Annotated in this window: 18 protein-coding genes and 1 pseudogene; 12 read left to right on the top strand and 7 right to left on the bottom strand. The window is 65.0% G+C overall.

Annotated features, from left to right (window positions below; all coding sequences use genetic code 11):
- The 8 genes from J0I64_RS11850 to J0I64_RS11815 all read left to right on the top strand — a co-directional run.
- Positions 1 to 329 (top strand): citrate/2-methylcitrate synthase (locus tag J0I64_RS11850; protein ID WP_291408403.1); only part of this gene is annotated, 329 nt, incomplete at its 5' end.
- A 15-nt stretch (positions 330 to 344) separates the two neighbouring features.
- Positions 345 to 1,256 (top strand): methylisocitrate lyase, encoded by a 912-nt coding sequence (gene prpB / locus J0I64_RS11845; RefSeq protein WP_291408401.1) that lies wholly within the window; start codon positions 345 to 347, stop codon positions 1,254 to 1,256.
- Positions 1,257 to 1,409: 153 nt separating this feature from the next.
- Positions 1,410 to 2,075 carry an epoxyqueuosine reductase QueH gene (locus J0I64_RS11840; RefSeq protein WP_291408399.1) on the top strand — a complete coding sequence of 222 codons (666 nt, stop codon included), beginning with the start codon at positions 1,410 to 1,412 and terminating at the stop codon, positions 2,073 to 2,075.
- 326 nt (positions 2,076 to 2,401) lie between these two features.
- The gene (gene bcsN, locus J0I64_RS11835) at positions 2,402 to 3,319 is read left to right on the top strand and encodes a cellulose biosynthesis protein BcsN (protein ID WP_291408398.1); all 918 of its coding nucleotides are present in this window, start codon (positions 2,402 to 2,404) and stop codon (positions 3,317 to 3,319) included.
- Positions 3,320 to 3,337: 18 nt separating this feature from the next.
- A complete protein-coding gene (gene bcsA, locus J0I64_RS11830) occupies positions 3,338 to 5,509 on the top strand; it encodes a UDP-forming cellulose synthase catalytic subunit (RefSeq protein ID WP_291408396.1) in 2,172 nt (723 codons plus the stop codon).
- The gene (locus J0I64_RS11825) at positions 5,506 to 7,749 is read left to right on the top strand and encodes a cellulose biosynthesis cyclic di-GMP-binding regulatory protein BcsB (protein WP_291408394.1); all 2,244 of its coding nucleotides are present in this window, start codon (positions 5,506 to 5,508) and stop codon (positions 7,747 to 7,749) included. Before bcsA ends, J0I64_RS11825 begins: the two co-directional genes overlap by 4 nt.
- Before the next feature lie 35 nt (positions 7,750 to 7,784).
- Positions 7,785 to 8,795, top strand: a complete 1,011-nt coding sequence (locus J0I64_RS11820) for a glycosyl hydrolase family 8 (RefSeq protein WP_291408392.1) — start codon at positions 7,785 to 7,787, stop codon at positions 8,793 to 8,795.
- Entirely contained in the window at positions 8,792 to 10,912 is a 2,121-nt protein-coding gene (locus J0I64_RS11815; RefSeq protein WP_291408390.1) for a tetratricopeptide repeat protein, read from the top strand. Before J0I64_RS11820 ends, J0I64_RS11815 begins: the two co-directional genes overlap by 4 nt.
- A 66-nt stretch (positions 10,913 to 10,978) precedes the next feature.
- On the opposite strand, the gene J0I64_RS11810 is transcribed toward J0I64_RS11815, so the two are convergent.
- From J0I64_RS11810 to J0I64_RS11795, 4 genes are all read right to left on the bottom strand, one after another.
- Positions 10,979 to 11,572: an SCO family protein gene (locus J0I64_RS11810; protein WP_291408388.1), complete on the bottom strand. Its 594-nt coding sequence runs from the start codon at positions 11,570 to 11,572 to the stop codon at positions 10,979 to 10,981.
- Positions 11,565 to 12,116, bottom strand: coding sequence for a copper chaperone PCu(A)C (locus tag J0I64_RS11805; protein ID WP_291408386.1), 552 nt, complete (start codon positions 12,114 to 12,116; stop codon positions 11,565 to 11,567). Before J0I64_RS11805 ends, J0I64_RS11810 begins: the two co-directional genes overlap by 8 nt.
- A 63-nt stretch (positions 12,117 to 12,179) precedes the next feature.
- The gene (locus J0I64_RS11800; RefSeq protein WP_291408384.1) at positions 12,180 to 12,557 is read right to left on the bottom strand and encodes a hypothetical protein; all 378 of its coding nucleotides are present in this window, start codon (positions 12,555 to 12,557) and stop codon (positions 12,180 to 12,182) included.
- A gap of 97 nt (positions 12,558 to 12,654) precedes the next feature.
- Entirely contained in the window at positions 12,655 to 13,812 is a 1,158-nt protein-coding gene (locus J0I64_RS11795; RefSeq protein ID WP_291408382.1) for an HPP family protein, read from the bottom strand.
- A gap of 248 nt (positions 13,813 to 14,060) precedes the next feature.
- Between J0I64_RS11795 and J0I64_RS11790 the strand changes: the two genes are divergently transcribed.
- Complete coding sequence (locus J0I64_RS11790; RefSeq protein ID WP_291408380.1) at positions 14,061 to 14,492, top strand: hemerythrin domain-containing protein; 432 nt, start codon at positions 14,061 to 14,063, stop codon at positions 14,490 to 14,492.
- A gap of 134 nt (positions 14,493 to 14,626) precedes the next feature.
- Complete coding sequence (locus J0I64_RS11785) at positions 14,627 to 16,831, top strand: bifunctional diguanylate cyclase/phosphodiesterase (protein WP_291408378.1); 2,205 nt, start codon at positions 14,627 to 14,629, stop codon at positions 16,829 to 16,831.
- A 3-nt stretch (positions 16,832 to 16,834) separates the two neighbouring features.
- Here the strand turns inward: J0I64_RS11785 and rnk are convergent, their stop codons facing one another.
- On the bottom strand, positions 16,835 to 17,353 hold the full coding sequence (rnk, locus tag J0I64_RS11780; RefSeq protein ID WP_291408376.1) for a nucleoside diphosphate kinase regulator: 519 nt from the start codon (positions 17,351 to 17,353) through the stop codon (positions 16,835 to 16,837).
- Positions 17,354 to 17,665: 312 nt separating this feature from the next.
- Here rnk and J0I64_RS11775 point away from each other — a divergent pair, with 312 nt between their 5' ends.
- The gene (locus J0I64_RS11775; protein ID WP_291408374.1) at positions 17,666 to 19,009 is read left to right on the top strand and encodes a UDP-glucose/GDP-mannose dehydrogenase family protein; all 1,344 of its coding nucleotides are present in this window, start codon (positions 17,666 to 17,668) and stop codon (positions 19,007 to 19,009) included.
- 36 nt (positions 19,010 to 19,045) lie between these two features.
- Positions 19,046 to 19,231 (top strand): annotated as a pseudogene (locus J0I64_RS11770) (GDP-mannose 4,6-dehydratase); the annotation flags it as partial.
- Positions 19,232 to 19,360: 129 nt separating this feature from the next.
- Here the strand turns inward: J0I64_RS11770 and dinB are convergent.
- Positions 19,361 to 20,611: a DNA polymerase IV gene (gene dinB / locus J0I64_RS11765; protein ID WP_366933739.1), complete on the bottom strand. Its 1,251-nt coding sequence runs from the start codon at positions 20,609 to 20,611 to the stop codon at positions 19,361 to 19,363.
- A 69-nt stretch (positions 20,612 to 20,680) separates the two neighbouring features.
- Positions 20,681 to 21,240, bottom strand: a 560-nt coding sequence (locus J0I64_RS11760; RefSeq protein ID WP_291408370.1) for a putative sulfate exporter family transporter, incomplete at its 5' end; no start/stop codon positions are given.

Below are 21,240 nucleotides of genomic sequence, written 5' to 3'. Positions count from 1 at the left end.
CCGACCCGCGCAACGAGGTCATCAAAGCCGTCTCGGAGGAGCTGTCGAAGGAAGCCGGCTCGACCAAGATGTACGACATCGCCGAGCGCATCGAACGGGCGATGATGGACGCCAAGAAGATGTTCCCCAATCTCGATTGGTTCAGCGCCGTCTCCTATCACGTGATGGGCGTGCCGACAGCCATGTTCACCCCGCTCTTCGTCATCGCGCGCACCTCGGGTTGGTCGGCCCATGTCATCGAGCAGCGCCAGGACAACAAGATCATCCGCCCTTCGGCCAATTATACCGGCCCCGACGATCTGAGCTTCGTGCCGATCGATCAGCGCTAAACCAAGGACTCCGTCATGCCCTATCTTCTCTCCTCGGATCTTCCGACCGAACCGGCTGGCCTGCGCTTCCGTTCGCTGATCGAGCGCGGCGGCATTCTGCGCCTGCCCGGCGCGCACAACGGCATGGCTTCATTGCAGGCCAAGGCCGCCGGCTTTGAAGCGCTCTATCTCTCAGGCGCTGCTATGACGGCCTCCATGGGCCTGCCGGACCTCGGCATCATCACGGTCGATGAAGTCTCGTTCTTCATCAAGCAGGTGGCGCGCGCCTCGGGCCTGCCGGTGCTGGTCGATGGCGATACCGGCTATGGCGAAGCGCTCAATGTCATGCACATGGTCCGCGCCTTCGAAGAGGCCGGAGCCGGGGCGGTGCATCTCGAAGATCAGCTGCTGCCCAAAAAGTGCGGCCATCTCAACGACAAGAAGCTGGCGACCGCCCACGACATGGCGGCCAAGGTGAACGCAGCGGCCAAGGCGCGTCGCCACCTCTATATCGTCGCCCGCACCGATGCTGCTGCCAGCGAAGGCATGGACGGCGCCGTGGCCCGCGCAAAAATGTATATGGAAGCTGGCGCCGATGCGATCTTCCCCGAGGCACTGAACACGGCCGAAATGTTCCGCGAATTCGCGCGTCGCATGCCCGGCGTGCCGCTCCTCGCCAACATGACCGAATTCGGCAAGACGCCGTTCTTTACGGCCTCAGAGTTCGAGGAAATGGGCTACCGCATGGTCATCTGGCCGGTGTCGTCCCTGCGCGTCGCCAACAAGGCCCAGGAAAAGCTCTACGCCACCATTGCCGCCGATGGCTCCACCAAGGCCATGGTGCCGGAAATGCAGACCCGCGCTGAGCTTTATGCCACCATTGGGCTGGCCGACTATGAGGCGCTGGATGCGTCCATTGTGGCGACGATTGTGCCGGAGCCGGTTTGAGCCTTCCCCTCCTCCACAGTGTCATCCCCGCGAAAGCGGGGAACTTTGTTTCCTGAACCGGGATTCCCGCTTTCGCGGGAATGACACCGTGGTTAGGAACAAATCCGGGTGTAAAAACTGGAAATCCCGTCCGGCTTTTGCTATGCCCCGCGCATGAGCGAAGAATTTGAACGTCCAGTCCTGACGCCCCCCACCGGCGAGAAGAAAGTGTTGCTCCATTCGTGCTGCGCCCCCTGTTCGGGCGAGGTGATGGAGGCAATGCTGGCCTCGGGCGTCGAATATACGATCTTCTTCTACAATCCCAACATTCACCCCAAGCGCGAATATCTGCTGCGCAAGGATGAGAATGTCCGCTTTGCCGAGAAGAACAACGTGCCGTTCATCGACGCGGACTACGACCGCGACAACTGGTTCGCCCGTGCCAAAGGCATGGAAAACGAACCCGAACGCGGCATCCGCTGCACCATGTGCTTCGACATGCGTTTCGAGCGCACCGCGCTTTACGCCCACGAACACGGTTTCCCGGTGATGACGAGTTCGCTCGGCATTTCGCGCTGGAAGAACATGGCCCAGATCAACGAGAGCGGCAAACGCGCCGTCGCGCCCTATGAGGGCCTCTCCTACTGGGACTATAACTGGCGCAAGGGCGGCGGCTCGGCCCGCATGATCGAGATTTCCAAGCGCGAAGAATTCTATCAGCAGGAATATTGCGGCTGCGTCTATTCGCTGCGCGATACCAATGAGCACCGCGTCTCGACCGGTCGCGAACGCATCGTGCTCGGCCAGAACTACTACGGCAAGGACACGACCTCGGAATAGGTCGTTCTCACCTACCCCAATACTTTCGAGGGCGCGTTTTCGCGCCCTTTGCTTTTGACCGCCCGCCCCTAAAAGCCCGGCAGACTTTCGCGCTGCCCCCTCCTTCGGCAAGAAATGTCCTGCAATGAAACGCGTCCTCGGCGCACTTTTCATCAAGGCCGGGCCACGGGACTGAAAATGTTACCAGTATCAGGGTGTTAACGGGGGATGAAATTAATCCCCCATTAACCCTGCTTTGCCTAGCTTGGTAACCGCTACCCAGCAGGCAGAATGCCGTTGCTAGCGTACTTGGGCTAGAATCGGGTTTGACCTGAATGCATGACACGATGTCCTTTCGGCTCGCGGCGGGCCGATGGTTGCGCGGCGGCATCTTTGCCGGCCTCTGCGCCTGCCTGCTTGCAGGCTGCGCCACCACCAGCGACCGCCCGGCTTCTGAAGCAGAAATCGTCCGCCCCTCATCGTCTTTCATCCTGCCTCCGCCCGGTGGCCCGGCCATCATCACTGTGGTCGAAACCAGTTTCCCCAATGCCGTCCGCCAAGACATTTCGCTCGCGACCGAAGCGCGCAGCATCGGCGAAAACAAGATCAGCATCATTCGCTTCACCAGCAAGGGTGGCGATGGCAGCGACGCCGCGCTCAAGGACATTCCCTTCACCCAGGTCAACCTGACCCAGGAAGCGCTGGCCGCCTGGCCCAATTCGGGCATGGCTGTGTCGCCCTATTTCGTCCAGAACGCCTATGGCCCCTTCGGCTACGCCATCGCCAAGCCGCCCAACGGCGATAGTTGCCTTTATGCCTGGCAGCGCATCGAGCCGAGCCTGAAGCCATCGGGCGCCGTCGATCGCGGCGCCATCATCATCAGGGTGCAGCTCTGCCGCCGCGGTGTCTCGGAACAGACGCTCTTGAGCATCATGTATAATCTGCGTCTCAATGTGGCAGTCTTCCCCGCGCTCAAGGCCCCCGCCGCCATCGGCCGGATCGCCGCGCCGATCATGCCTGTTGGGGCTGCCGGCTTTGCCGAGGTAATCCCGACCGGAGCCCCGTCGCCGCGCCCGGCTACGCCGACGCCCCGCCCGCAACCAGCTCCGGTTACGACCCCAGCCGTCACCACCATACCCACGCCGCCGCCCGGTGCTCCTATCGTGCCCTCCCCTACCGGCGTCAGCGGCCAGGGCAACATCATCGTGCCGCGTCCACCCAGCAACTCGGTCAGGGTTCCCTCGCCAGTGGCGGGTGGCAACTGACGCAGTGAGAGAACCGCAATGAACAAGGCGCTCACCATCCTCATATGGATCGCCATTTCCGCGCTGGTCCTGGCTCTCGTCACGGTGCCGGTGAGCCTTCAGACCCACCTGGTGATGGGCGCGATCCTGCTCGGGGCCATGGTGGTCATCAAGACCCTCAGGCTCGATGGCAACTGGCGCCTGCTCCTGCTGACTTTCGGCACCATCATCGTTTTGCGCTATGCTTTCTGGCGCACCACCAGCACCCTGCCGCCCGTCGAGCAGTGGATGGACTTCATTCCCGGCCTGATCCTTTACCTGGCCGAAATGTACTGCATTCTCATGCTCTTCCTCAGCCTCTTCGTGGTCGTGCGCCCCATGCCCAGCCACGTCTCGATGCGCCTGCCTGCGGATGAGCCGGTCCCCACGGTCGATGTCTTCATCCCCTCCTACAATGAAGACTACGAACTGCTCGCCGGCACGCTCGCCGCCGCCCGCGACATGGACTATCCCGAAGATCGCTTCACCGTCTGGCTGCTCGATGATGGTTCGACCGATGCCAAGCGCAATCATCCCGATCCCGAACAGGCCGCCGCCGCCCAGGAGCGCCACGAACAGCTCCAGCAGCTCTGCGAAGAACTTGGCTGCCGCTACCTGACCCGCGCCCGCAACGAGCACGCCAAGGCCGGCAATCTCAACAATGGCCTGGCCAATTCAACCGGCGAATTCGTCGCCGTCTTCGACGCCGACCACGCCCCGGCCCGCGATTTCCTGCAGGAAACCGTGCCATTCTTCGGCCGCGACAATCAGCTCTTCCTCGTCCAGACCCCGCACTTCTTCCTCAATCCCGATCCGCTCGAGCGCAACCTTCGCACCTTCGAAGTCATGCCCTCTGAAAACGAGATGTTCTATGGCGTGATCCAGCGCGGGCTCGATCGCTGGAACGCGGCTTTCTTCTGTGGCTCGGCGGCCCTCCTCCGCCGCGAGGCCCTTGCCACCAACAATGGCTTTTCGGGCAAGAGCATCACCGAGGATTGCGAAACCGCCATCGAGCTGCATAGCCGCGGCTGGAATTCGATCTATATCGACAAGCCCCTGGTGGCCGGTCTCCAGCCAGTGACCTTTGCCAGCTTCATCGGCCAGCGTACCCGCTGGGCCCAGGGCATGATGCAAATCCTCTTGTTCAGCTTCCCGCTGTTCAAGTCGGGCCTGAGCCTGCCCCAGCGCCTCTGCTACCTGTCCTCGACGCTGTTCTGGCTCTTCCCCATCCCGCGCATGATTTTCCTCTTTGCGCCCTTCTTCTACCTCTTCCTCGATCTGCAGATTTTCACCGCCTCGGCCGGCGAATTCGCCGCCTATACCCTCACCTATGTGGTGGTGAACCTGGTCATGCAGAACTCGCTGTTCGGGCGCTGGCGCTGGCCGTGGATTTCCGAGCTCTACGAATATATCCAGTCGGTACACCTGCTGGGGGCGCTCTTTTCGGTGGCGCGCAACCCCTACAAGCCGAGCTTCAAGGTGACTGCGAAGGACGAGAGCGTCGAAACCGCGCGCCTCTCCGAACTCGCCCGCCCCTTTTACCTCATATTCCTGCTCCTCATCCTCGCCGTCGCCATGACCATCTATAAAATCGGCGCCGAGCCCTATCAGGCCGAAGTGACCATGGTCGTCGGCGGCTGGAACATCTTCAACCTGATCCTGGCCGGTTGTGCGCTGGGCGTTGTCTCCGAACGCCGCGAGGGCTGGGGCAGCCGCCGCGTCGCTGTCGAACGACGCTGCGAAGTGCGCGGTGCCGATGGCAATTGGGTCAAGGCCGGCTTCATTAACGTCTCGAGCGGCGGCGTCGCCGTGCGCATGCCCAATGGCGCCGCCGGCCTCGGTCGCGGCATGCCCACCACCGTCCGCTTCACCCCGCTCGCCGACAATATCGGCATCGACGAAATGCCTGTCTTCATCCGCTCCGTCACCCAGGAGAACAAGGGCGTCATCTTCGGCTGCCGCTATATGCCCGAGCGCGGCCAGCACTATCGTCTGATCGCCGATCTCATCTATGCCAATTCCGGCAACTGGCAGGTGCGCCAGAGCGCCCGTCAGGTCAATATCGGCATCATCCGCGGCACCATCCGCTTCCTCGGCATCGCGCTCTATCAGACGGGCCGTGGCCTTGGTTACCTGCTGCGCTTCGGGTCGGGAAAGGTGCTGGGCAAATGATCCCCCGCTCGCTCCTGACCTCCGTCGCCCTGCTCGCAACCCTCGGCGCTGCCACCGCGCAGCCCGCCCCGTTTGACATGTCGCCCGAAAGCAACCGCGTCATTACGCCGGCCCCCGCGCCATCGGCCGATCCTTCGCCCGCTCCGGTCCAGCCGGCCGCGCCTGCCGGGTTTTCGCGCTATCTCCTGCCCGGCGCCAACCTTCGCCTTGTCGGCGAAGAGGCCAAGCAAGGCGTCGTCGTTTACCTCACCGCCGCTCAGGCCGCTGCCCCGGCCTCGCTCAAATTCTCGCTGCTCAACGCTCTCGTCGTCGCACCCGAAATTTCGACCCTGCGCGTTCGCATCAACCAGACCGAGGTCGCAACGACCCCGATTGCCTCCTCCTCGGCCGCGACGCCCATCGCCATCGACGTGCCCGCAGGCACGCTCCGCGCCGGCGCCAACATCATCGAATTCCGCGCCACCCAGCGTCACCGCACCGATTGCACGGTTGAATCCACCTATCAGCTCTGGACCGAGATCGACGGCAAGACCGCCGCACTGACCTTTACCGGCGACAACGTCTCGACCATCACCCAACTGGCCGATATCGGCGCCGTCGGCGTCGACCAGACCGGCAACACCACGCTCCGCCTCATCGCACCCGATCTTGCCGATCCCACCGCCCGAGCCGCCATCCTGCATCTGGTCCAGCAGATCGGCCTCTCGCTGCGCACGCCCAAGCTCAGCGTTGTCCTGGCCGATGCGCCCTCCGACACGCCACAGGCCGGCGTGCTCGATGTCGCCGTCATGCCCGCGACCGAACTGCCGTCATCCCTCCAGAGCGCGCAGGCCCAGGCCAGCGCCGGCCCGCTCGCCGCCATGCTGCCCATGCCCAGCGGCGCCAACACCCTCGTCGTCTCCGGTCCCACCTGGGACACCATCGTGCGCGCCGGCGACGCCATGCTCTCGGCTGCCCCGGTCTCGCCCGAAAGGCCGCGCTTCGACCTGCCGAGCCCGCTGCCGCTGATGGAAGCCAATGGTTCGGCGAGCCTTGCCAGCCTTGGCGTCGACCGCCTCGAATTCAACGGCCGCCGCTACGCCACCCAGCTGCAGTTCGAACTGCCAGCCGATTTCTACGCCTATCGCTATGGCGAACTCGAACTCGTCCTCGACGCCGCCTATTCGAGCGACGTGCTCCCCGGCAGCGAAATCGACATCTACACCAATGGCCAGATCGCTTCGGCGACGCCCCTCCTCCGCACCGATGGCGGCATGCTCAAGGATACGCGCATCCGTATCCCCATGACCAACCTGCGTCCGGGCCGCAACGAAGCAACCCTCGCGATCAATCTGCAGACCCGCTCCGATGCCGTCTGCAATGCTGGCTGGACCGGCCAGGCGCCAGCCCGCTTCGTGCTCTCCAACAACAGCTATCTGCGCCTGCCCGACTATGCTCGGGCAACCGCCGTGCCCGATCTCCAGGTGCTCACCGGCTCGGCCTGGCCCTATGGCAATGACGGCGCGGTGCCCATCGTCATCGGCGATGACAGCGATTCCCTGCTGGCCGCGATGATGTTCGCAACCCGCGTCGCCACCGCCTCGGGCAAGGTCATCACGTTCAAGGCCGTGGCCCAGGCCGAAGTTGCGCCCGATGCCAATGCCATACTGGTCATGCCCTTGGCCGCCATGTCCCCGCTGACCCTGGCACGCAGCGGCGTCGGCAGTAGTGCCAGCATTTCGGCCCAGAGCAGCGACGACGCATTGCTCGACCAGTTTAACACCGGCCAGATCGAGGGGCCTTTCTCCGGCGTCGCCGATTGGCTGCGTCAGACCGTCGGCCTGGACCTTGCCGACCTGCGCCTCGTGCCCGCGCCCGACCAGCCCTTCGTGCCGCCCGCCGATGCCGTGGTCGTCTCGCAGGTGCGCCAGCCCGAGGGCGGGGTCTGGACTGTCCTGACCTCGACCAGCCCACCGGCCCTGCGCACCGGCACCGAACGGCTCATCGACACACCCAAATGGCGCGCCATCGGCGGCCGCGTCAGCGCCCTACCCGCTGGCAAGGATGACGTCACCGTCGTCGCCGCCAATAACATCACGGTCCTGACCACCGATCCGCTCTCCCCGCTCAACCTGCGACGTGTCGCTGCCAACTGGTTCTCGGGCAACATCCTCTACTTCTCGCTCGCCATCGTCCTTGGCGCGCTCCTTCTCATGTTCGTCACCTCCCGCGTTCTCACCAAGATTGGCAGGCCGTCATGAGGTCCCTGGCCACGCTGGCGCTCGGAGCAGCCCTCATGACCCTGCCCGTCCAGGCCGCCTCGGTTTTCTCGCCCGAGGAGTGGCAGAGCTATCTCGCCGCCTATGTCAGCGAGGACGGACGTGTCATCGATACGGCCAATGGCAATATCAGCCACAGCGAAAGCCAGGGCTACGGCCTTGTCCTCGCCGCCCTCGCCGAAGATCGCGCCAGCTTCGACCGCATCCTCGATTTCACCCGCGACGAACTGCTGATCCGCGATGATGGCCTGGCCGCCTGGCGCTGGGAACCAGACGCTGATCCCCATGTGACGGACACCAACAACGCCACCGATGGCGACATGCTCATCGCCTATGGCCTGCTGTTGGCCGGCGATCTCTGGAAGGAACCGGCTTTCACCGAAGCCGCGGCCGCCATGGCGCGAACGATTGGCCGCACGATGCTGGTCTCGGCCGACGGCCTGCCCGCCATCTTGCCCGGAGGAAAGGGCTTTGCCGGCGGTGACAACACCGCAGGGCAGCCGATTCTCAATCCGTCCTACTGGGTTTTCGAGATATTGCCGCGGTTCGACGCGCTCGATCCGGTGATCGACTGGACCGCCGTGGGAGCCGCCGGCATAGAACTTCTACACCGCGCCGCCGCAACTCCCGCCGGCATTCCCGGCGACTGGGTAGTCCTCGCCGGGGGCGGCATTGGCCCCGCCCCTGACTTTCCCGCCGAATTCGGCTACAATGGCATCCGCATACCGCTCTATCTGATGCGTGCCGGTCTCGATCCGGCGCTTCTCGAGCCGTTCCGTGCCCGCGCGTCTTCGGCGGGCCTCTTCAAGATCGACCTCAGTACCGGCTCGGCCATCGAGCCGATTTCAGAACCCGGCTATCGCCTCATCCAGGCCGCCATGGAGTGCACTGCCACCGGCCAGACCATCCCAGAGGAACTGCGTACCCTGCAAACCACCAGCTACTACGCCGCGACCCTGCAACTGCTGATGCTCGACCACCTGCGCCGCCAGCGTCCGGCCTGCCTTGGGCTTGAGGCCAAGCCATGAGGTGGATCGCCGTCACCCTCTGCGTTCTGGCCGGCACCGGCCTCGGCGTCGCCGCGACGCTGCATTCCGCCTGGGTCCCGCCGGCCGCAGCGCAGAGCCCCATGCCTGCCGCCACCGCTCCCGCGCCAACCGCCTCCGGCGTCCAGACCTCCATCACCCAGACCGCCGCCGATCCGGTTCGCGTCGCCCAGGCCGACACCCAGCCCGCTGCCGCCCCCCAGCCTGACGAAACGGCCCTGCGCTACTTCGCCCAGCAGGGCGATACCGTCCGCCTCCAGCGCGAGATCGATCGCCTCCGTGCCCTCTATCCCACCTGGCAGCCGCCGGCCGATCCGCTCGCCAACGATTTCGTCCCCGATCAGAGCATCGTGCGCATCTGGGATCTGGTGACGGCAGGCGACTTCGCCGGCGCCCGTGCCGCCATCGATGAAAAGAAGGCCGCCGACCCGACCTTCGTGCCCACTGCCGACCTGATGGAAACCATTCAGCGCGGCGAGGCGGGCACAAGGTTGCGCAATGCCTCCGATGCTGGTCAGTTTGACCAGGTCATCTCCATCGCCGCCAATGCGCCAGAGCTTTTGACCTGCGCCAGCGTCGACAATCTCTGGCGCCTCGCCGAAGCCTTCCTCAAGACCTCGGCCAAGCAGCGCGGCATCGACGCCTATTCCTATATCCTGACCAATTGCACCGATGTGGCCGAGCGCTTCGCCACCATACAAAAGGCCATGGAGCTGCTCGACCGCGCCGATCTCACCCCGCTTTTCGCGCTCGAAAAGAACGCGGAATTCGCCTCGCTCCGCCTTGATCTCGCCCGCCGCGCCATCGCCGCCGCGCTGCAGGATGGCGGCGCCTCCCCATCCAACGACGATATCGACCTGCTCACCAAATCCGCCGAGGCGGAGAAAAATGCCGACGACCTGCGTCTGCTCGGTTATCTGCATCTTGATCGCCACCGCCCCAACGAAGCCAAGCGTCTGTTCGAAGCCGCCCTCGCCGCCGATCCCTCGGCTGCGTCCGCCCAGGGCCTCGGCGTTACCCTGGTGCAGTTGAACAACCCGGCCGCCGCCGAAGCCGCCCTCGCCGACTATCGTGACGAAAACGATGAGATCGCCAAGGTCTATCGCGACGCGGCCGCCGCAACGCTCGCCCGCGAGCCACGCGTCGCCGTGTCCGAAACCGTGCTCTCGCGTATCGTCGAAACGGCGATCAGCACCAGCGATGCCGGCCTCTCCCAGGAATTGGGCTGGTATGCCTACGCCTTCAACCAGCCCCAGACCGCGCTCGAATGGTTCCAGACCGCCCTCGGCTGGCAGGCCGATCTCGAGCCCGCCGCCTATGGCCTGATGATCGCGGCCAATGCCCTGGGCAACGCCGCCCAGGTCGAAGAAATCCGCCGCGCTTGGGGCGGCCGTTCCGTGCGCATCGCCCAGTTCGGCAATCTCTCGACGGTCAGCGCCCCCAACGCAGCCGTCCCCCTGCCCAAGCCACGCCCGGCGCATCTCGGCCAGGTCCAGACCGTGCGCGTCGTGCAGCAGCAACCGGCCCCGCGACAGACCCAGCAGGCCGCAGCCCCCTCCGGCGGGGGTGGTGGCGGGGGCAGTTGTCAAACCTACCGCCCCCCGGCCTCCCTCTCGCCCGGCGGCGCTCTCACCCATGCCTGGTGTCTGATGGACCTCAACCGCCCCGCACAGGCGGTTGATCATTTTGGTCGGGCCCTCGATTCCGCCAGCGAAGCCACCAGAAGCGATGCAGCCTATGGCCGCGCGCTCGCCTATATTCGTCTCGGCCTTGCCGACGAGGCCGCCGTGGCCGCAGCCGCCGCGCCCGTCACACAGAAGCGCGCCATCGAATTGCAGACCGCCATCCTGACGCTCAAGGCCACCAGCGCCTATGGCGCCGGCAACTACCAACTGGCCCTTGCCATGCTCGACAGTCGCGGCAGCTTTGCTCCTGAGCGGAATGACCTGCTGACCCTGCGCGCCTGGAGCTACTATCACCTGAAGCGCTACCGCGAGGCCGAGCGCATCTTCGAGGCCGTCGCAGCCACCGGCTATGGCGACGCCGTCTCGGGTCTCGAGGCCTCCCGCTCGTCCCTCCGCAGCATCCAGTCCCCGTAAAACGCAGTTGGCGCCACACGAGGTGCGGCGCCAACCTGTCTTTTGGCATTGGACTGCCCGATACCTCTAGCCGCGGGCCAAAAGCTTTCTCAGCTTGGCAATGGCCGTGGCGCTGTCCTCGCGATAGGCAATCGTGCCCTCAAAATTCCCCTCCTTGTTGAGCAGGAACACCGAGGCGGTGTGGTCCATCGTGTAGTCGCCATCATCGAGCGGCACCTTCTGGTAGTAGATCGCCCAGGCCTTGGCGGCCTTTTCGATCTCTTCCTGCGTGCCGGTAACGCCGGTGACGTGCCCGGTCCAGGCGACATAGTCACCCATGATCTCGGGCGTATCGCGCTCGGGATCGACGGTCACGAAATAGGCCTTGAGGTCCTTGGCCTCGTCGCCCAGCGCCTCATACCAGGCGGTCATTTCGGCAAGCGAGGTGGGGCACACTTCGGGACAATGGGTGAACCCGAAGAACAGCATGGACGGATGACCGACAAGGCTTGCCCGCGTGAATGGCTCCCCGGATGCCGTCAGCAGCTGGTAGTCGCCGTCGCCGAGATTCTGCGTCACGCTCGGGCGCGTTGCGGAATAGGCATAGAGCCCGGCCGCGCCGAGCCCCACGACTGCCACCAGCGTCCAGAGAACGATCCGCAGGCGATTGAGATTATTCATGGCTTGCCTTGTCTCCATGCCCGCCATGCGCCGGAGCATCCGCCGCCGGCGCACCGGCAACAAGCTCCACCGTCACGGTCCCGGCTTTTTCAAAAGTCAGCGTCACCGGCACGACATCGCCCTCGGCGATCGCGCCATTGAGGCCCATGAACATCAGGTGGAAGCCACCCGGTTCAAGCGTCACGGTTTCACCCGCCGGCAGTTCGAGCCCATCCTTGAGCTGCCGCATCTTCATGACATCGCCTTCCATGGCCATTTCATGAATCTGGGTTTCCTTGGCAATCGGCGCACTGGCCGAAACCAGCCGGTCACCCTCGGCGCCCGTATTGGTGATGGTCAGAAAGCCGCCACCGACGGGAGCATTGGGCAGGGTCGCGCGGGTAAAGCCGCCGGCGATCTCGAGCGCCCCCAGCGTCACGGCCGGGCCAGCATGCTCTGCCGTTTCGGCGGCATCATGGCTGTGCCCTTCATGGGCGAAGGCCGGCAGGGCGGGAGCGAAGGCAACAGCAAAAGCCAGCGCAAAGGCGGAAAGACGAATCGTCATTTGATCCTCAGAAGAAATGGTGTGTTGGGCCGCGTCGCGGCCCGATAGAGCGAAAACCGTGGATCAGGCGGTTTGAGGCGGGCCGCGCGGCTGCCCCGGATGCTCCATGCGGCGAAGCAGGTTCGCCTCGCCACTTGCTTCATAACGGACGGGATCGGCGCTGCGCACCAGCGGCGGCTGCGCCGCGGGCGGCAATACCGCCGTAAACTGGGATTTGCCGACACCGGTCAGCGGACACTTGGCCGCCGTCGGGGTCTGGTCCTTGTCGCCATCGACATCGGCAACCGAGGTACAGACCGACCAGGAAACGCCCGATTCAAAGCCGAGCCGCGCCAGCTCGCGCTGCAATCCGGCCGATTGATGCAGCGGCGCCAGCAGCACGAGCATGTAGAGCGCCAGAACCGCAATGGCGGCGCCCACTTCCCCTGCAATTTGGCGCATGCGGCTTTGCATTGCGTCTCCCCGATACGGAGCCTGAGCTACGCCCTGGCGGCTGAGGAAGCAAGGCACGCAGTGTCGCATGCCTTCTTGGAAGGGCTCACGCCGAGAGCGCCAGCTCCGCCTGGTTGACCCGGAACAGCGCTGCCACGACGTCCGACTGCGTCACCATGCCGGCGAGCTTACCCGCCCCATCCACCACCGGCACATGGTGGTGCCCGGTCTCGGCCATCACCTGCACGACGCGGGCAATCGGGGTCGATGTCAGCACGCAGCGGACATCGCCCGTCATCACGTCGCGCACCTTGCCCCGCAGCGGCCGGTCCGAATTGCCGATGGCGCGCAGTCGCCAGCCCAGCCCCGAACCGGTGGCCGAGGGGCCCCAATCGGCCTTGTCGAGAAAATCGGTCTGCGTGACGATGCCGACGACCCGGCGTTCGGCGTCGACCACGGGCAGCGCCTTGACGCCTGTGCTGCGCAACAGCTTGAGCGCAATCCGCAGCGATGTCCCCGGCTGCACGCTGGCCACCTGCTGCGACATCACCGCGGCAGCCACCACGCCGCCCGAGCGGCGATTGAACGCCAGCACTTCGGCGCGCTGCAAAACCTCTTCGAGATCGTCGGGATCGACCGGCACCACCTCGTCGCGCTCGCGGATTGCCGTCGTCAGATCGTCGACCGTCACCCCGAGCCCACCGCTCCGCCCCGCCGAGACCACCGGCGCATGCCCATGCGCGGGGTGCGGATAGGCCTTGCCGGTCAGCTTGTTATAGCCAAGCGCCACCAGCAGCAGCGCCCCAGATCCGGCCAGCACCGGCCAGAGCACATAGGCAAATCCCAGGTCGTGAATGGCCGGTCCACCCAGCACCGCTGTCAGCGCCACCGCGCCACTCGGCGGATGCAGGCACTTGAAGGTCAGCAACAGCCCGATGCTCACCCCCAGCGCCAGCGCCGCCGCCACGCTCTGGTCCGGCACCAGCATGGCCAGCAGCACGCCCACGAGCGCGGCAATGCCATTGCCCCCGATGATCGACCACGGTTGCGCCAGCGGGCTTGCCGGCACCGCAAAGAGCAGCACGGCCGATGCCCCAAGCGGCGCGATCAGCAGCGGCGCAGCCGACGCGGGCAGAGCCAGTTGCCCAATGATACCGACAATCAGAATGCCAAGACACGCGCCCACGGCCGCGCGCAGGCGCTCGGCAGGGCTGACGGCAACGATCCTGGGCACAAAACGGGAGAAAAAGGCGGGAAATTTCATGGCCCCGCTTCCTAAGCCGCCGCTTGCCCGCTGCCAAGGCATGCCCAACCAAATCCGTCAGCAATTGGAGAGCGCCTTTTCCCGCCGCCTGCCCCCGACGCAAACGCCGGATTTCTGAGCCTTATTTGACGCAGATCAACTCGGCCGTCTGCGCCGAGGCTAAGCATGCAACACCAAATGTTCCGCGCGGCAACCCGACTGGGAAGATATGGCCCGGAGTAATGCGACGATATGGAGAAGGCAGAACCATGCGCCCGCCGATCAACACGCTCCACCAGTGCTATTCCGATCTGCTCGATATGTGCGACGAACTCGAAGCGGTCGCCGATGGGCTGCCCGACAACGTGCCGCCTGCTCACTGCGCCCGGCTCGCCAGCGAGATCGTTGACCTTCTGGCGCGCACCCACCTTCAGGAGGAGGCCATTCTGTTGCCGTTCCTCACGGACTCGTCGCGCCCGGAATTACGCCAACTGGCCAACCGTCTACGCGAGGAGCACGACTACGACGACGATGCCATCCTCGAGGTTCGCGACGCCCTGCTTGCCATTGCCGCGCACCAGCCTCTGCATTCGGCCGATGCCACGGGCTATCTTCTGCGCTCGTTCTTTGGAAGTCTCCGGCGTCACGTGAGGGCAGAGCAGGACCTGCTCGCCATTCTCGCCGAAGGCTCGCTCGGTTGAGGTAGCCCCCGGGCCGCCGCACAACGCACGACTGCAGGCCCCCTGAAATCGACCAACGTTGGGAAATGCAACGAGAGAATAAACCAATTCGTCACCCGGATGGGCGCATACCTGAGTGAATCTGGGGCAGCAAAATGACGCTTTCGTCTCCCGCTGACGACCGTTCCGTTTCCGCGCAGATCGTCTGGACCGCCGTAGTCCTGGCGGGCTGCATGGCCGCCGCTGCAATCCTTTCGGCGTGGTGGGCGGTTGGGCGCATTGATGAACGTGCGCTCAGCGAGCAGATCCAGACCATCGAGTCTGCCCTTTTCGACACACGCAGCCGTCTGACCGCAGACCAGGCAGCCCTCTCGATCGCGGGCGATGACCCTAGCACCCCATTCAACGACGAACTCGATCGCCGGCTGACCATCACCATCGGCCACGATCGAGCCTATATTCTGGGCTCCGATGGCCGCGTTCTCCGCGCTTCCGTCAATGGCCGCTATGCTGGCCGGGTGTTTCACCTTTCCGACGCCGCAGTCTTGAACCCGATCATAGAGCGTCTCCGCCTGCAGATCGCCCAGGCGGCCTTCCATGACCCCGGCCTGCGCGCCACAAACGCGATGGGCATCAGCGCCCTTGAGACCGTCGGCTTCGCTGACGGCAGCCAGGGCTTCGTCAGCGTCCGTCCCATTGGCCCACCCCAGCGCAGCGGCCCCGAGAGCCCCGGCGGCGACTATCTTCTGGTCTCGATCAAGCAGATCGATCAATCCATGGTGCAGGCGATTGGCAAGCAGTTCAGCATCGCCAATCTGCGGCGCGTCCCCCATCCCACGACTGCCGCCTGGCTGGCCCTCCGCGACGAGCAGGGCAAAATCCTGACCTATCTCACCTGGACCCCAGTCAAGCCGGCCCAGGCGTTGGTCGGGGAAGCGACGCCCGCCCTCGTCGCCATGCTGCTTATGGTCGGCGGCGCCATGGCCACGCTGCTCGCCTGGTTACGCCGCACCTCGCTGACCATGGAAGCGAGCCGCGCCCATGCAACCTATCTCTCCCTCCACGATCCGCTGACCGGCACAGCCAACCGCGCCCTTTTCGAGCAGCGCCTGCGCGAAGCGCGCAATTTCGAATTTCTCGCAGAAACCAAGGTGCTGCTGATCTCGGTCGATATCGACCATTTCAAGCAGATCAACGATTCCTGGGGCCACGCCGCGGGCGATCAGCTGCTCAAGGAAGTGTCCAAGCGCCTCGCCATCGAAATGCCCGAGGAGGCCACCGTCGCCCGCCTCGGCGGCGATGAGTTCGCCGTCATCCATCCCGGCATTCTCAGCGATGGCCAGGCCCGCTGGATCTGCCAGCGTCTGGTGCAATGCACCAAGGCGCCCATCATCATCGGCACCGAGCGCATCGACATCACCCTCAGCCTCGGCGCCGCGCTCGAAAACGGCCATGAGATCGAGCCCGAGGAACTGTTGCGCCGCGCCGATGTCGCCCTCTATGCCGCCAAGATCGCCGGCCGCGATGGCTTTACGCTCTACACCCCCGAAATGGATCGCGAAAAGCGCGAGCGCCGCGCCCTCGAACTCGAGCTGCGCAATGCCCTCATCACCGGCACTGGCCTTCGCCTCGTCTACCAGCCCATCTATGCCGCCAATGGCGGCGACATCGCCGGGGCCGAAGCCCTCGTGCGCTGGGCCCACCCGACACGCGGCATGCTCCCGCCCGATGCCTTCATCGCCCTTGCCGAAGAATGCGGCATCATCGATCAACTCGGCGAATGGGTTCTGCGCGAGGCCTGCCGCTTCGCCCTCGATGCGGGCCTGCCGCGCGTGGCGGTAAACGTCTCCCCGGTTCAGCTCCAGAACGATCGCCTGGCCGAGCGCGTTCTCGGCATTCTCGCCGAAACCGGCCTGCCCGCCGAGCGCCTCGAAATCGAGATCACCGAGGGCGTTCTCCTGCAGAATTCGCCGCAGATGCAGGACACTATCCGCACCCTCCGCCACGCCGGCGCCGGCATTGCCCTCGATGATTTCGGCACCGGCTACGCCTCGATCAGCTATCTGCGCAGCTATGCCGTCGACAAGCTCAAGGTCGACCGCTCCTACGTCCAGCTCGTCAGCACCGACCGCGCCATGAACCACATCGTGCGCCTGATCGTCGAAACCGGCAGGGCCCTGGGCATGGCAGTCACCGCCGAAGGCATCGAAACCCAGGACCAGCGCCGCCTCCTCACCGAAATGGGCTGCACCTATCTCCAGGGCTATCTCTTCGCCCGCCCCCTCGCCCCCGAAGACATGCGCGCCATGCTCGAGCCCGCCCGCCGCTCCGAAGCCGACCTGCGGCAAAAGTTCGGCTGACCCTTAGGCTGCGCTCGGCCCCGGATCGTCGTCATCGCCAAACGGCAGCGGCACCGCGGGCGGCACGACCGCCCGGCTCTCCGGCAGCTCCTGCCGCGAGACCAGCCGCAGTGCCGGGCCGCTCCGCGCCAGCACATTGACCACCAGCAGCACGGTCAGGACGTTCCCTTTGCCATCCCCGGACTCCCAGGTGATCGATTGCCCGGTCCTCAGCCCAATCAGCGCCGCGCCAACCGGCGTCAGCACCGAAATCCGGCTTTTCGCAACATCGACTTCGCTGGGATAGACCAGCTCCACCTCGACAATCTCGTCCCGGTCGCTGCGATAGCGCACCCGCGCACCCATGCCGACCACGTCAGGCGGCAGCTTGCCGTCAGGCACCACCTCGGCCCGCTCCATTTCCGCAAGCAGGCTATCGGCCGCAGGGCCGGCAGAACCGGTGCTTGATGCCGCCAGCATCAGCAGCTTGCGGTGCTCGGACTGGGTGACGATGATCTGCGGGCGAAGGGTGTGGGGGCGCATGCTGCCTCCTCAAAATCAAAGGCTCGACGAACCGCAATGGTTCGACCGATGGGTCTTGTGACGATGTGACGAAAAATCCCGTTTCCATAAACCCGGCATCCATGGCGCGGGCTTAGGGCGACTATCCTTCGACCGGACAAGCCCGGCGCGCAGCGCTGTGAAGAGTGAAAATCGGGTTCATGCCCGATAGCCTAGCCCCCCGCATGGTTTAGTCAAGCCACGGGAATGGCAAGGCAAGCCAAAGCGATCCGGGTTCCGCCATATGACCTTTGCATGTAACAGTTATTCCAAGCGAAACAGGGGCACGCACCTATGCGCATCACGATGGTTGGCAGCGGTTATGTCGGACTGGTCAGCGGCGCCTGCTTTGCCGATTTTGGCCACGACGTCGTCTGCGTCGACCTCAACGAGCAAAAGATCGCAGCCCTGCGCGAAGGCCGCATCCCGATCTTCGAGCCCGGGCTGGAAGCGCTGGTTGCCGACAATGCCAAGGCCGGCCGCCTGACTTTCACCACCGACCTCGGCCCGGCCGTTGCCGATGCCGATGTGGTCTTCATCAGCGTCGGCACGCCCTCGCGCCGCGGCGATGGCCACGCCGACCTCTCCTACGTCCACGCCACCGCCGCCGATATCGCCCGCGCCGTGCGCGGCTTCACCGTCGTCGTCACCAAGTCGACCGTGCCTGTCGGCACCGGCGACGAAGTCGAGCGGATCATTCGCGAGACCAATCCGGCCGCCGATGTCGTGGTCGTCTCCAATCCCGAATTTCTGCGCGAAGGCGCCGCCATTGAGGACTTCAAGCGCCCCGACCGCATCGTCGTCGGCATGGAAGACGAGCGCGCCCGCGACGTCATGAACGCGGTCTATCGCCCGCTTTACCTCAACCAGGCGCCGATCATGTTCACCGGCCGGCGCACCGCCGAACTCATCAAATATGCCGGCAACGCCTTCCTCGCCATGAAGATCACCTTCATCAACGAGATCGCCGATCTGTGCGAGCGCACCGGCGCCAATGTGCAGGATGTGGCGCGCGGCATCGGCCTCGACAAGCGCATCGGCTCCAAGTTCCTCAATGCCGGCCCCGGCTATGGCGGCTCCTGCTTCCCCAAGGACACGCTGGCCCTGGTCAAGACCGGCCAGGACCACGACGCCCCGCTGCGCCTCGTCGAAGCCACCGTCGAAATCAACGATCGCCGCAAGCGCGCCATGGGCCGCAAGGTGATCACGGCCATGGGCGGCTCCATTCGCGGCAAGACCGTTGCCATTCTGGGCCTCACCTTCAAGCCCAATACCGACGACATGCGCGAGGCGCCCTCCATCGCCATCATCCAGGCCCTGCAGGACGCCGGCGCGCGCATCCGCGCCTATGATCCCGAAGGCATGGAGGCGGCCGAAACCGTCCTCGACAACATCGCCTATGCCAGCGACGCCTATGACGCGGCGGCCGGCGCTGATTGCCTCGTCCTCATCACCGAATGGAACGCCTTCCGCTCCCTCGATCTCCAGCGCATAAAAGAGGCCATGACCGGATCAACCTTCGTCGACCTGCGCAATGTCTACCGCCGCAAGGAAGTCGAGGCCGCCGGCCTCACCTATTTCAGCATCGGCCGCCCCGGCAGCGTCGCCGACGGCACCACCGCCCAGGCAGCGGAATAGCCAGCCAAAGATAGCGTCCTCCAATCGGGAGAGAACATGAGTGCAGGCAAAGTTGCGCTGATAACGGGCATAACCGGGCAGGACGGCTCCTATCTCGCCGAATTCCTGCTCGAAAAGGGCTACGAGGTGCACGGCCTCCTGCGCCGCGCCTCCGAGCCCAATGGCCGGCGGATCGACCACCTCCACTCCCGCCTCGTGCTGCACCATGGCGACCTGACCGACGGCTGGGTCCCTGAAATCAGCGCCCGGGACATGTGCCGGGAAATGGTCGAGGCCGATTTTGTCAGCGTGCGCCGCAAAACCCTCCGCGATCCACACGGACCCGCCGCGCTCGTCTGATTTTTGGGCCCCTCAGCCCAGGTCCTTTTCTGCCAGCGAGCGAAAATCGTCCGGCACCGAATTCTTCCGCCGCAACTGCGCCGCCGCATAGCCGACGGCATCGCGCCCGAAGCGCGTGCGGACCGCATCCATGGCGCGATCCGCCGAGAGCCGCGCCAGCCCCGGTCTCGTGCCCGGCCGCAGCCTTTCGTCAGCCAGCCCCAGCGGCAGTTCAAGCTGCATGTCCCCCTGCTCCCCGATATGGGACACCGATACGGCAAGGAGCGTGATCGTCTTTTCCCTGGGATGATCGGCAAGCGCTGAGCGCACCAGATCCTCGGCAATGTCCGACACGGTCACCGCCGTTGCAATCGGCGCATCGAGCGTCATCGACCGCGTCACCGCCCGCATATCGGCAAAGCGCACGCGCACCGTTATGGTCCGCCCGACCAGCGACTTTGCCCTGAGGCGCGAGGTCACCCGATCGGCCAGATGCCGCAGCGTCGGCTTGATCACCGCGTCGGTCGCCGGCTTCCGCCCCAGCGCCGATTGCGCCCCGGCCGAGCGCGACCGATGCTGCACCTCGACCTCCCGCGGGTCGCGGTTCCATGCCAGCGCTGCAAGCTTGTCGCCCGCCGCCTCCCCCAGAAGACCACGCAAGGACCTGCCCGGAGCCTGCGCCAATTGCCCGATGGTCAGAATGCCCTCGCCCTTCAGCTTCGCCTCGGTCACTGGCCCGACGCCCCACATCAGCCCCACCGGCAGGTCGTGCAGAAATTCCAGTTCCCCCAGCGGATCGACGGCCACCAGTCCATCGGGCTTGGCCACCTGCGAGGCGATCTTGGCCAGGTGCTTGGTGCGGGCAATGCCCACCGAGATCGGCAGACCCAGTTCCTCGCGCACGCGTCTGCGGATGATTGTCGCGATCTCGAGCGGCGTACCGAAGAGATGGGTGCAACCGGCCACATCGGCAAAGGCCTCGTCGATGGAAATCCGCTCGACCAGTGGCGTGAAATCCCCCAGCACCCCGATGGCGGCATCGCCCAGCCGGTGATACTCGCCGAAATGCCCCTGCACAAAGATTAGCTGCGGGCAGAGTTCGCGCGCCTTGCGCCCAGCCATGCCACCGCGCACCCCAAACGCCTTGGCCTCGTAGGATGCAGCCAGCACCACACCGCCACCCACCGCGATCGGCTTGCCCCGCAGCGCCGGGTCGAGCAACTGCTCGACCGATGCATAGAAAGCATCGAGATCGGCATGCAGCATCGTCGCTTCACCCACCACCGCCTCCGTGCGTTTGTTCCTTATTTGTTCTCTTTCGTGATGAAAGAGTCAAGACGCAAGGAGAGCGGCCTAGGCGGCGCCGAGCAACAGTGCTGCGGCCGTCGCCATGGCAATGAGCACGGCAACGGAGAAAAATCCGGCCGCCAGAACCCGGCCGCCTGACGCTGCGACCGAGCGCAGATCGACGGACAGGCCAAGCGCTGCCATCGACACCACCGTGAGATAGGACGAAACCACCTGCAGCCCCGGCAAGGCCGCTTCGGGCAGAACACCCGCGGAACGCACCGCCATCATCGCCAGAAACCCAACAATGAACCATGGCACCAGGGTCGAAAGCGGCAACGAAACCCGGCTCTTGCGCCCCTGCACCAGACCCAGAAACAGCACGACGGGCCCCAGCATCAGCACCCGCATCAGCTTCACCAGCGCGCCGATCTGGCTCGACAGCACCCCCACCGGAACCGTCGCCGCCAGAACCTGGGGAACCGCATAGACGCTGAGCCCGGCAATCACGCCATATTGCCATTCCGAAAAGCCGAAGAGCTTTGCCCCCAGCGGCAGCATCAGCACGACCACAACGCCGAGCGCTGCCGTAAAGGCGATCGACGCCGCCACATCCTCGGCCGGTG

Origin of the sequence: Devosia sp. (assembly GCF_017307565.1) — a bacterium.
In the GTDB taxonomy this organism is placed as follows: Bacteria; Pseudomonadota; Alphaproteobacteria; order Rhizobiales; family Devosiaceae; genus Devosia.
The sequence above is the reverse complement of the archived record's forward strand: the minus strand, read 5'-3'. Positions and strand labels throughout refer to the sequence as shown.